Origin of the sequence: Methylocystis sp. (assembly GCF_051061225.1) — a bacterium.
In the GTDB taxonomy this organism is placed as follows: Bacteria; Pseudomonadota; Alphaproteobacteria; order Rhizobiales; family Beijerinckiaceae; genus Methylocystis.
This window is the reverse complement of record NZ_JBPFEB010000002.1, coordinates 1-11,370: the sequence shown is the minus strand read 5'-3', so window position 1 is coordinate 11,370 and position 11,370 is coordinate 1. Positions and strand designations below refer to the sequence as shown.

Annotated in this window: 9 protein-coding genes and 3 pseudogenes; 10 read left to right on the top strand and 2 right to left on the bottom strand. The window is 57.5% G+C overall.

The features are described 5' to 3' along the window. Positions 1 to 128: 128 nt before the first annotated feature. From ACR652_RS00075 to ppk2, 6 genes and pseudogenes are all read left to right on the top strand, one after another. On the top strand, positions 129 to 572 hold the full coding sequence (locus ACR652_RS00075; RefSeq protein ID WP_434504478.1) for an efflux RND transporter periplasmic adaptor subunit: 444 nt from the start codon (positions 129 to 131) through the stop codon (positions 570 to 572). A gap of 44 nt (positions 573 to 616) precedes the next feature. Continuing rightward, positions 617 to 3,777 (top strand): annotated as a pseudogene (locus ACR652_RS00070) (efflux RND transporter permease subunit). A 401-nt stretch (positions 3,778 to 4,178) separates the two neighbouring features. Beyond that, positions 4,179 to 4,385, top strand: coding sequence for a hypothetical protein (locus tag ACR652_RS00065; RefSeq protein ID WP_434504477.1), 207 nt, complete (start codon positions 4,179 to 4,181; stop codon positions 4,383 to 4,385). Positions 4,386 to 4,595: 210 nt separating this feature from the next. Continuing rightward, positions 4,596 to 4,991, top strand: coding sequence for a class I SAM-dependent methyltransferase (locus tag ACR652_RS00060; protein WP_434504479.1), 396 nt, complete (start codon positions 4,596 to 4,598; stop codon positions 4,989 to 4,991). 205 nt (positions 4,992 to 5,196) lie between these two features. Then, complete coding sequence (locus ACR652_RS00055; protein WP_434504476.1) at positions 5,197 to 5,868, top strand: family 1 glycosylhydrolase; 672 nt, start codon at positions 5,197 to 5,199, stop codon at positions 5,866 to 5,868. A gap of 611 nt (positions 5,869 to 6,479) precedes the next feature. Then, positions 6,480 to 7,253 (top strand): polyphosphate kinase 2, encoded by a 774-nt coding sequence (gene ppk2, locus ACR652_RS00050; protein ID WP_434504475.1) that lies wholly within the window; start codon positions 6,480 to 6,482, stop codon positions 7,251 to 7,253. Between the two features lie 329 nt (positions 7,254 to 7,582). Here ppk2 and ACR652_RS00045 read toward each other — a convergent pair whose 3' ends face one another. Next, positions 7,583 to 7,918: a DUF2190 family protein gene (locus ACR652_RS00045; RefSeq protein ID WP_434504474.1), complete on the bottom strand. Its 336-nt coding sequence runs from the start codon at positions 7,916 to 7,918 to the stop codon at positions 7,583 to 7,585. 477 nt (positions 7,919 to 8,395) lie between these two features. On the opposite strand from ACR652_RS00045, the pseudogene ACR652_RS00040 reads away from it, so the two are divergent. Next, positions 8,396 to 8,635 (top strand): annotated as a pseudogene (locus ACR652_RS00040) (hydroxyacid dehydrogenase); the annotation flags it as partial. Then, positions 8,632 to 9,077: pseudogene (locus tag ACR652_RS00035) on the top strand (NAD(P)-dependent oxidoreductase). The pseudogenes ACR652_RS00040 and ACR652_RS00035, both read left to right, overlap by 4 nt. Before the next feature lie 187 nt (positions 9,078 to 9,264). Here ACR652_RS00035 and ACR652_RS00030 read toward each other — a convergent pair. After that, the gene (locus ACR652_RS00030) at positions 9,265 to 10,470 is read right to left on the bottom strand and encodes an MFS transporter (RefSeq protein WP_434504473.1); all 1,206 of its coding nucleotides are present in this window, start codon (positions 10,468 to 10,470) and stop codon (positions 9,265 to 9,267) included. A gap of 139 nt (positions 10,471 to 10,609) precedes the next feature. Between ACR652_RS00030 and ACR652_RS00025 the strand changes: the two genes are divergently transcribed. Both ACR652_RS00025 and ACR652_RS00020 read left to right on the top strand, forming a co-directional pair. Further along, positions 10,610 to 10,954 carry a PadR family transcriptional regulator gene (locus ACR652_RS00025; protein WP_434504472.1) on the top strand — a complete coding sequence of 115 codons (345 nt, stop codon included), beginning with the start codon at positions 10,610 to 10,612 and terminating at the stop codon, positions 10,952 to 10,954. Beyond that, positions 10,951 to 11,235, top strand: a complete 285-nt coding sequence (locus tag ACR652_RS00020; protein WP_434504471.1) for a hypothetical protein — start codon at positions 10,951 to 10,953, stop codon at positions 11,233 to 11,235. Before ACR652_RS00025 ends, ACR652_RS00020 begins: the two co-directional genes overlap by 4 nt. The last annotated feature ends 135 nt before the right edge of the window (positions 11,236 to 11,370 follow it).

The following is an 11,370-nucleotide window of genomic DNA, read 5'->3' as shown; positions in this document are numbered from 1 at the left end:
CGCGCCGGGCTGACATCCAAAACCTGAAACGTTCTATCTCCAGACATATGCTCAGACCTATGTCGATCACCCGAATCCAGGGCAACCAATCATCGGCGTCAAAGCGCAAATCCGCTACACGGGGAACGTTGAGCGCTTACGTTCAGGTTCGCGTCGAACTCAACAACCCTGACGGCATCACCAAACCCGGCATGTTTTCCAATGTCTTCATCTCGCACGCGATGGGGACGGGGCTAACCGTGCCGACATCCGCCGTCATCCGGACGGGCGAGCGCGACATTGCGTTCAAGGCGGTCTCCTCCGATCGCTTCGTTCCGGTCGAAGCGAAAATCAGCCCGCTCCCTTTCGACGGCAAGTTTCAGGTGCTCGCAGGACTCACTGCGGGCGAGCAAGTCGTCACTTCGGCCAATTTCCTGCTCGACTCGGAAAGCAGATTGCGCGCTGGCGGCGGGGGCATGGCTGGCATGCATCATGGGGGCGGCGAGCCCGCGACTGAGTCCACGCGCCCTAGCCAGCCTAAGGATGGCGCGCCCGCGCCAGCGGCTCCTGATCACTCGAAAATGGGCCACTAAGTCCCTGACGCCTCTTCCGCGAGCCAAGCCTTGAAGGTCAGCCGATAATCGCCCGGAAGCTAGAGTTTAGCGCGCGCAACGCCTTCCTGGTGCTCCTGCTGGTCGTCGCTATTTTAGGCGCAGGCTTCTGGGCGATCGTCAAAACGCCGCTCGACGCCTTGCCGGACGTCTCAGACGTGCAGGTGATCGTTGCGACCGAATGGGAGGATCGCAGCCCAAATATCATCGAAGATCAGATAACCTATCCTATTGTCACACAACTGCTGTCGACGTCGCATGTCAAGGCCGTCCGCGCGAGCAGCTTTTATGGCGAGTCGCTTGTCTATGTGATTTTTGAAGACGGCACCGACCTCTATTGGGCGCGCAGCCGCGTGCTGGAATATCTGAGCGGGATGGCAGGAAAACTGCCACAGGGGGTTTCGCCAAAGCTTGGACCCGATGCGACGGGCGTCGGCTGGGCGCTCGAATATGCGCTGATCGATAAAACTGGCAAACACTCGCTCGCCGATCTGCGCACGCTGCAGGATTGGCAGGTCCAATATCAGCTGCGCGCGGTTCCAGGCGTCGCTGAGGTCGCGCCCATTGGTGGTCTGGTGAAACAATACCAGGTCACGATCGATCCGGATAAACTCCTCGCCTACAAGATCCCAATCAACAAAGTTGTTGATCAGGTCCGTCGGAGCAACCAGGAGGTTGGCGGGCGGGTGCTTGAGTTCACCGGCCGCGAATATATGGTCCGCGGCAGAGGCTATATCCAAACGCCGGCTGACATCGAAAACATCGCTGTTGGGGCGCAGCCTGACGGGACGCCAATTCTCGTCCGTGACATCGGCTTCGTTCAAATTGGCCCCGACATCCGTCGGGGCGTGGCCGATCTAAACGGCATGGGCGACGTCGCTGGCGGGATCGTCGTCGTTCGCTTTGGCGAGAGCGTCTACGGTGTGTTGGACCGCGTCAAGGAGGCCATCAAGACCACTGTCCAGCCCTCTCTGCCGGAGGGCGTTGAGCTTGTCATGACCTACGACCGCTCCGAACTCATCACCCATTCTGTGAAAACGCTGCGGGATCGGCTGATCGAGGAGAGCGTCATCGTCAGTCTGGTTTGTCTGGTCTTCCTGTTTCATGCGCGTAGCGCGCTCGTCGCCATTATCACGCTGCCGCTCGCGGTGTTGATGGCCTTGGTGGCGATGCAATGGATTGGGCTCACAAGCAATATCATGAGCCTTGGCGGCATCGCGATCGCGATCGGCGCGATGGTCGACGCCGCCATTGCCATGATCGAGAATGCGCATAAACACATTGAACGCGAGGACGCCAAGCCCGCGGCAGAGCGCCTACCTCGTCTTGAAGTCTTGATTGCGGCCGGGCGCGAGGTTGGACCGTCGCTGTTCTTCTCCTTGCTGATCATCACCGTCAGCTTTCTGCCGGCTTTTGCCCTTCAGGATCAGGAAGGGCGAATGTTCAAGCCGCTCGCCTACACGAAATCGTTCAGCATGTTTTTTGCGGCGATGCTGTCGATCACGGTCACGCCGTTCCTGATGACCGTCCTCATTCGAGGTCGCGTGCCGCCGGAGGAGTCGAATCCGGTCAACCGCCTGCTGATCTGGCTCTATCGCCCGGTCGCCCAGTTGGCTCTCAAATTCCGCTACGCAATGGTCACTTTGGCGATCCTGGCGATCGCCTCAATAGCGCCAATTTACGCCAGCCTGGGCAGCGAATTCATGCCGCCGCTTTGGGAAGAGTCGCTTCTCTTCATGCCCGCGACGCTGCCAGGGTCGTCGATCCAGACTATGAAGCAGACCATCCAGGAGCAAGACAAGATCCTGATGGGTTTCCCGGAAGTCGCGAGCGTGTTCGCCAAGGCGGGCCGCGCGAATAGCGCGACGGACCCCGCGCCGCTGGAGATGGTCGAAACGGTCATCGATCTGAAAGCGCCAGAAGAATGGCGGGCTGGGATGACTCCGGAGAAATTGATCGCCGAGATGAACGCGGCGATGAAGTCAAACATGCCAGGGTTTTCCAACAGCTGGACCATGCCGATCAAGGCGCGCATCGACATGCTCTCGACCGGCATACGCACGCCGATTGGCGTGAAGGTTTATGGACCAAAGCTGAACGAAATCGGCCGCATCCTGTCGGAAGTTGAAGTGGCGGTTAACACAGTCCCTGGCACGCGCAGCGCCTTTGCTGAGCGCGTGAGCCAGGGTTATTATCTGGATTTCGACATCAATCGCGCGGCGATTGCGCGATACGGGCTCTCGGTGATGGACGTGCAGGATGTCATCGTCGCGGCGGTCGGCGGCTCGAATTTGACGCAGACCATCGAAGGGCGCCAGCGCTTCCCGGTCAACGTCCGTTATGGGCGTGAATTGCGCGATGACATCAACAAACTCCGGCGCGTGCTCGTGGCAACGCCCACCGGCGCCCAAATTCCATTGGAAGAGCTTGCGGAGATCCGGTTCGTTGACGGCCCGACGCTGATCGAAAGCGAAGCGGCGCAACTCGTTGGTTACGTTTACGTCGACTTCGCCGGGCGCGATATGGGCAGTTACTTGGAGGATGCGCAAAAAGCCGTCGCCGAGATGGTGAAGCTGCCCCCCGGTTATCAGCTCGAGTGGAGCGGATCGTTCGAGGCATGCAACGCGCCGGGCAGATGCTGAAATACGTCATCCCCATCACGCTGTTTTTGATCGCGGTGCTTCTCTACTTAAACGCTCGCTCGCTGCCGAGGGTGCTGATCGTCATGTCGGCGGTCCCCTTCTCTCTTGTTGGCGCGTTCCTGTTGCTCTGGGCGTTGGGCTACAACCTCAGCGTCGCCGTCTGGGTCGGAATCATCGCGCTTGCCGGCGTCGATGCGGAGACCGGCATGGTGATGTTGCTTTATCTGGATGTCGCTTATGAACGCGGGAAACGTGAGGACCGGATGAACAACCTTGCCGATCTCGAAGCCTCGGTGATGGAGGGCGCGGTCCAGCGCGTACGCCCAAAAATGATGACGGTCCTTGCGATTTTCATGGGCTTATTGCCGATCATGTGGGGCGGCGGCGCTGGATCGGACGTCATGAAGCGCATTGCGGCTCCGATGGTCGGCGGCGTGGTCACGAGTTTCATATTGGAGCTGACGATTTACCCTGCGATATATGTCCTGTGGAAATGGTGGGCGGAGGTGCGTCGCGCCGCCGTCCGCGCGCCGGAACGGGTCTGAAGCGGGCGTTAAGGATGCGAGCAATCATGTTAGCGGGAATTTGTCCTGCCTGAGACTGCAAAAGCCCGCTCAAACCCATCGTCCAGGTAAAGCATCAACGCTTCGAAACCCTTGCAGGGGTGGCCCAATCCGCTCAACAAGTGCGGTGTCAAGACCGCGGGCTGGGCGCCTGACTATTGGGCTTGTCCCCGCTGCGCCGGGTTTTAGGGTCCCATGCGTAGCCTGACCAATAACCACAAGGTTTGTAAGAGGGGGATGTAGGGATGAGGACTATCGTTTTCGCGGCGGCGATCGTCGCCGCCACCGCCGGGTCCGCGGTCGCGGACTGTAACGCGGAGATCGAGAAGACAAAGAGCGACTGGTCCGCGCTCAAGCTTTAGCCAGGCAGCAAGCCGAGCTCGATGGAAAAAGGGATTGGTGGTCACGAGCACATAACGGCGGCCGTGACGTCGATGCGAATCCATCTTGAAAAGGCCGAGGACCTCTGCAAAGCCGGAAACGAACATGAGGCGCTGCTACATCTAAATGTCATTCGCGCCTTCCTCGACTTGCCCGAGTTCCAGCACCCGAGAAGCCACCTTTATCTTTACAATGGCGGCAAGAAATAATTTTCGTAGGTGCGGCGCCTAACGAGCGCGCCGCACCCAATTCTTGTCTCGAGCTTCCGACACGCGCGCTGCAAGTCGAGGCCCGAGGCAATCATGAATTTCTATGAGCGCAATGTGCTGCCCACGCTGTTGGATTTGGCGATGCGTTAGGGCCAGCTTGAGGATTACCGTCGGAAAGCCGTCGGCCAAGCCTACGGACGCGTCCTCAAAATCGGCGTCGGTTCCGGTCTGAACTTCTCACGATATGGACGGTGCATCGAGACGGTCATTGCCCTAGACCCCTCGCCAAGATTGCTTTCAATGGCTCGCAAGCGCGCCAGCGAGGCGGGGGTTCCAGCTTGTTTTATTCAGGGCGCGGCGGTGGCCCTACCATTTACAGACAAAGTGATGGACAGCGTCGTAATGACCTGGACGCTTTGCTCGGTGTCTGAGCCACTGGCCTCGCTCAGAGAAATCAGAAGGGTTCTGAAGCAGCAGGGGAAATTATTGTTTGTTGAACATGGCCTTGCGCCCCATCCGCAGGTGGAGCGGTGGCAGCGGCGGCTAACGCCCCCGTGGCCTGCGTCTCGGGAGGCTGTCACCTTGATCGCAAGGTTGACGAGCTGATCAAGGCGGCAGGTTTCGAACTCGAGGAGCTCAGCCTGCGGTATGCGCAAGGGCCTCGCATGTTCACCTATTTCTACCAAGGCTGCGCGCGGCCGATTTCTAGCGAGTGGAAGCCCAAAGCCCCGCACGCGTCGAGCAGATTCGCTTTCCTTTCCCCGGAAAGCTTCATAGATAAGCGTTGGCCAAGACTCCATGGACTCGGCCCGTGCCACACTTCTTGTTCGCCACCGGAATCGAGAATAGTAGTCCGACCGTCAACAACGGCCGCAAGCGCATCGATGAAATGGCGTCCTGCCGGCATTACGAGCTTTGGCGGGAGGATTTCGCCTTGGCGCGGGAGCTTGGGGTAGGGGCGCTGCGTTACGGGCCGCCACTTTACAGGACATTTTTAGGCGCCGACCGGTTTGACTGGGAGTTTGCCGACCTTGCCTTTGCGGAGCTGAATAAGCTCGGGCCGATCGCTATTGCTGATCTATGCCATTTTGGCGTCCCGGACTGGATCGGCGATTTTCAAAACCCCGACTTTCCTGAACTCTTCGCAACCTACGCCAGGGCGCTCGTCCAACGCTTTCCCTGGGTCCAGTTGTTCACGCCAATCAATGAAATGTTCGTCTGCGCAACCTTTTCCGCGGCCTACGGATGGTGGAACGAACAGCTTCATACCGATAAGGCGTTTGTGACGGCGATCAAGCACCTCGTCAAAGCCAATGTGCTTGCGATGCAAGCCATTCTATCGGTGCGGCCCGACGTGATTTTTATTCAAAGCGAATCCTCTGAATATTTTCACCCGAGCAGCCCGCAGGCGGTCCAAAGAGCCCATCTCTTGAACGAAAGGAGGTTTTCTTTCCCTCGATCTAAATTACGGCCACTCGGTTAGCGCTGAGATTTACAGGTTCCTCATGGACAATGGCATGACCGAGGCCGAATATGATTTTTTCATGCGGCAAGACCTCAAGCGGCATTGTATCATGGGCAATGACTACTATGGCACAAACGAGCACTACGTAGCAGCGGACGGAAAAGCGTCATTTTCGGGAGAAATCTTCGGTTACAACGAGATCACTAGTCAATACTACTGGGATATCAGATTCCGGTCATGCACACTGAAACCAACTTCGAGGAAGGCCCCAAAGGTTACGAAGCCGTTCGGTGGCTTTATAAGGAATGGGCAAATGTTTTACATGTTCGTCGGAGTGGGGCCCCGATCCTAGGGTTCACCTGGTATTCTCTAACCGATCAAATAGACTGGGACACCGCGCTCCGGGAAGATAACAAGCGGGTTAACTCGCTGGGGCTTTACGACCTTGATCGTAGGCCACGCGCAGTCGGACGGGCCTATAAGGAGCTGATTGCCGAGTGGAGCGAGGCGATGCGGACTGGAAGTGTCTGCATGATGGTGCCGCTGGGGCCATGCTGCGCCTAGCCCGAGATTTGGTCAGGCTCTCTGCAAGGAAGGCTGCCAGCGTTTGGATTGATAAGAGGATCAGCATGGGCAAGAAATCAGAAAAGGAAGGCGAAGCCTACGCCGAGGCGATGCACAACGTGCAAGTGGAGCTCGTCAGATTTCACAAGCATGTGATCAAAGGCGAACAAAAAGTGTTGGTGATACTTGAAGGACGGGACGCGGCCGGCAAGGACGGAACTGCAAAACGAATCACCGAACATTTATCCCCGCGCGAATCGCGCATCGTCGCGCTCGGCAAGCCTTCGGACCGAGATGAGAAGGCCTGGTATTTCCAGCGGTATACGCCTCATCTGCCGATCAGTGGCGAAATCGTGATTTTCAATCGCAGCTGGTATAATCGCGCGGGAGTGGAACGCGTCATGGGCTTCTGCACCGACGACGAGTATGAGCAATTTATGCGAACCGTGCCGATGTTCGAGCAAATGCTCGTCCACTGCGGCTTCACGCTTGTCAAATATTACCTCGATATCGGCCAGGATGAACAGAGGAAGCGTCTCGAACGTCGTCGAAACGACCCCTTGCGTCAATGGAAAATTAGCCCGATTGACGAGACGGCGCTCGAACACTGGGAGGCCTATTCAAAGGCTCGTGACGAGATGCTGAGAAGAACCCACAGCGTGTTTGCGCCCTGGACTGTCGTGAAAGCTGACGATAAGCGAGCCGCTCGCCTTAACGTCATACGAGATATGTTGTCCCGCTGCACTTACCATGACAAGGGGCACGGCGAATACCCCGATCCGAATAAGGTTTTCCTCTTTGACGAGACCTTGCTTACCAGAGGCGTCATGGCGTCGTAGAGACAACGAAACCAGCGGAATAAATCGCTCAAGGAAATCGATTTATGATCTCTGCCGTTTGTCACCAAAGAATAACAGCCAAAGCCAGTTGAGCGGACAGGCCAACATCCCAACCAAGAGGAGGGCGTCCCACCAAGTGAGGCCGAAGGCGATAAGGATAAGGCTCGCGAGCAGGATCGATCCTACCGGGCATAGCCATGCGTAATCCTCGCGAAAACTCTTTTTCATCTGGCCGCTTCTTCAGCTCGTTCGCCAAGCTGGGTGGCTATCATCTGCGGTTTAACGCGCCAGGAGGGGGGCTGTCCGCTGGGAACAGCCAAGCATGCGCATCATGCGACAAAGCCATCAAGCCTCACCCGAACGATTTCCGCCTCTTTGGGCGCAGCTCCGATTGCGACGCCGATACGCGTGTTGCCATTCGGCTCCGCGGTGACCCTCTTCGCCGCCACATTCCAATAGACTGGGGCGCCAAGGGCAAAGGCGCAGGCAGCCTTTGGGAAATCGAAGCAGCCTTCGACCATAATCTCGACTTCTTCACCTGGTTCGGCTGCACTTACCGCTACACCACAGAGCTTCTCGATCAGAAGCAAATCGCCTCGGTTTACGCCACCATGGGGAGCCGGGACCATGATGCGTTCCGCAGAGGCCGAGTAGGTCTCTTCCATTGCCGCCTCTTGAGCACCTAGGGAGCCGAGTTGCGCTAGGAGGAACGCTCCTTCCTTAATCAGCGCTATCGTACCCCATATGGCTCTTAAGTAAGCGCCCATCCAAAAATTGAAACCAAAGCTAGCCGCGAGGCGGACGGAAGCATGGGTGTCTCTCACAGCTCATCTTGCCGCCGCTACATTGTATGGGTCTGCCAGGCGCCGGCGCTCGGGGAATTGGCGTGATCCTAGCTTTTTCCAAGCTAGGCTTAGGGATGGGTCGCTGGGGTATGCAAAAGATCGTAGCGTTTGAAGTCCAACCTTACGAGGCAGGCGTTTTGAGGTCGCTTGAGCCGGAGAATGAGGTTGTGTTGATCAGCAACCGCTGCGAATTGAGAATGCTGAGCAATTCCGTGACGCCCAGATTTTATGCCCTTTTGTTTACTCTGAGCTTGACGCAGAGGTGTTGCAGAACTTGCCGAAGGTGTCGCCACCAGATCTACCGGCTATGACCACATTGACACGGGCTTTTGTCGGGAACACGGCATCCTGGTTTGCAACGTGCCGAGCTACGGGGAAAACACGGTCGCGGAGCATGTTTTTGCCTTGCTCCTCGCGATCAGTCATCGCTTGCGGGAAGCCGTCGATCGTGCGCGAAACGGTGAGATTTCTCCCGTTGGCTTGGAAGGAATTGACTTAGCTGGAAAGACGTTAGGCGTCATTGGCATCGAAGCATAGGCCGTCATGTCGTTCGAATTGCGCGTGGGTTTGAGATGAGGATTGTTGCCTTCAATGTTCACCCCGATCCGCAGCATTCCGAGGCCATGGGGTTTAGCTATCTATCATTTGATGACGTGCTGAAGCAGGCGGACATCTTGACCCAGTCCCAGCCACATCGGAACGAGCACTACGCGATGGGAAGATCGCCGCCGCCGGTCTTGACGTTATGCCTGATGAGCCGATGATTCGCGAGGGGGCGGAGTTGATCTGCTCAATTTACTGCGATCGACATGATCTTCGAAATTTGGCTGCTGACCATGTCCTCCTAAGGATGCCTAATGTTGTCGTTACCCCTCATAGCGCTTTTAATACCCGAGAAGCGATCGGACGCATCCCGGAAACCACGGTCAAAAACATTGAGGCCTTCTTGAGGGGCGCGCCTGAAAATCGGGTTTGGTAGCAAAGGAGGCATGCATGGTCCTGGCTATCGTAATAGTCGGCGTGATAATGGAGATGATTGGGATAACCATACTCATATACCCGTATCCATACCCTGTGCCGTAGCTGTAGATCGCCATGCCGATCTCATTTCTAGGCGGAGACCGTCATAATCGTGATGCTGGCGTTGCTTTTCACGCAAGTAGGGCTCACAGCTTTCCCGCTTCGCGCGGGAATAGCCGCGCTGGAATCAGCAAAAGCAGCGCGAGGCTGCCGAGTACGGCGGAGGCAACCCCATAATAGAACACAGCGGCATGCCCCACTTTGTCCCAAAGGAACCCAGCGACTAGGCTGGCGATAAGTTGCAGCAGGCCTACAGTGGTGCTGAACCAGCCAATGCCTCCGGCCCGCAGATGCTCGGGCACGAAGTCGGACGCGAACGCCTTGCCCACGGAGCGGAAGACGCCCTCATAAAGCCCATAGAAAACGAACAAACCCGCGACCATCAAAATGTTGGTCGCCAATGCGAACCCAAGGTAAGCGACTCCAAAAACGATGAAAGAGGCGAGCAGGACATTCTTCCTGCCAAAGCGGTCCGAAAGAGCCCCGGCTGGATAGGAAATCAGCGCAGCGATCAGATTGAACCCGGCATAGATAAGGATTGTGGCTTCGAGAGACACCCCAAAATCCTGCGTGCGCAGAATGAGAAAGGAGTTGCTGGAATTGCCCAGATTGAACAAGGCTGTCACCAGCAGATAGGTCCAGTAGCTCTTGGGGAATCGCCAGATGCTGGCGTCGATTTTCGATTTGGCGGCCGTGGCGGCGGGCCCCTCCGTCACCAGGAGCACCATAAGAAAAGCGAGAAGCCCGGGGATCAGCGCCACATAGAAAATCATGCGCATATCAACATGCAGGGAATAGAGGAGAAAGGCGGCCAGGATCGGCCCCAAAAATGCCCCCGCATTATCGCCGATGCCTTCGAGGCCAAAGGCCCTGCCTCGGTTCTCATCATCCACCGAAGACGCGATCAGCGCGTCGCGCGGCGCCGAGCGAATGCCGGAACCCAGTCGGTCGAGGAAGCGCGCGCCAAATGCGGCTGGCCACACCGTAGCGATGCCCATCAGGGGCTTGCCGAGCGCGGCCATGAAGTAGCCAAGGAGGGCAATCGGCTTTCTTCTTTGCAGCTTGTCCGATAGCGCGCCGGAGAAGCCTTGGACGACGTTTTGGGCGGCTTGGGCGAAGCCCTCGACCAGGCCGACGACGCTGCCGGTCGCATGCAGCGTCTGCGTCAAAAAGACCGGCAGAATGGGATAGAGCATCTCCGTCGAAATGTCGGCGAACAAGCTGGCGAGCGCCAAAAGGAATGTGTTGCGAGAGAGCCCCGAAAAGATTTGCCGGGCGGTCGTGGAAGCCATGGCGAGTCCTCGAAGAGATTGCACGTATCGTTACGGAGCGCTCCTCCTTTAGGGTTTTGCCCTTTGAAAAGGATTGACGCGGGCCAGCATAGCGCTAACGTTATCGTATCCCGATAACGGGATACGTAGATTGCGGCCGATGCAGGACAAGTATCTCTACGCCGGGTTGATCCGGCTCCATGTTCTTCACCATGCGGCGAAAGAGTCGATCTATGGCCTCGCCATGATGGAGGAACTAGGGCGTCACGGCTATAAAATCAGCCCCGGCACACTTTATCCGGTCCTGCATGGGCTCGAAGAGAAGGGCTACCTCGCCTCGTCAGAGACGAGACTTGGCAGCACCGCGCGCCGCGTCTACCGGGCGACGCCCGCCGGACGCAGGGCGCTCGTCGCCGCCAAACAAAAGGTGCGGGAGTTGTTCGGTGAGCTGTTCGAAGACGATAAGCCACCCGAAAGCCACAAGTCTAATAGGAGACGCCCGTGATCGAATCTGACAATGCCCGCCGCCGTCTGGTCGTCGCGGCTGGCGCGAGCCTCCTGCTCGTCGGGACCGCGTCTGCAATCGTCCACGCTGCCGAGAAGAAAAGCGGAGGCGAGGAAAAGGAGGTGGGCGCGGTCGAAGACCTCATGCGCGAGCATGGCGTCATCCGCCGCGCCATCCTCGTCTATCGCAACATGGCCGGAAAAATCCGGGCCAACCCCGCGAGCCTTGATCCCGATTTACTGCGCCGCACGGCGACGATTTTCCGCAGTTTTGGCGAGTGACCTTGCCCTCGAAGAACGTCTCCCAAGGCTGATCGGATAAGATCTGGCTTTGGAGGTTGGTATGAAAGACTCATTTCGGGGGCAATACACGCTTGAGTTCAAGCAAGAGGCAGTTCGGCTGGTTCGAGGAGGCGC

Bases quoted from the DNA above. Each gene is read 5' to 3' on its own strand.
- ACR652_RS00045 (WP_434504474.1), bottom strand. From the start codon at position 7,918: ATGGAAGAGACCTACTCGGCCTCTGCGGAACGCATCATGGTCCCGGCT.
- ACR652_RS00065 (WP_434504477.1), top strand. From the start codon at position 4,179: ATGGAAAAAGGGATTGGTGGTCACGAGCACATAACGGCGGCCGTGACG.
- ACR652_RS00030 (WP_434504473.1), bottom strand. From the start codon at position 10,470: ATGGCTTCCACGACCGCCCGGCAAATCTTTTCGGGGCTCTCTCGCAAC.
- ACR652_RS00025 (WP_434504472.1), top strand. From the start codon at position 10,610: ATGCAGGACAAGTATCTCTACGCCGGGTTGATCCGGCTCCATGTTCTT.
- ppk2 (WP_434504475.1), top strand. From the start codon at position 6,480: ATGGGCAAGAAATCAGAAAAGGAAGGCGAAGCCTACGCCGAGGCGATG.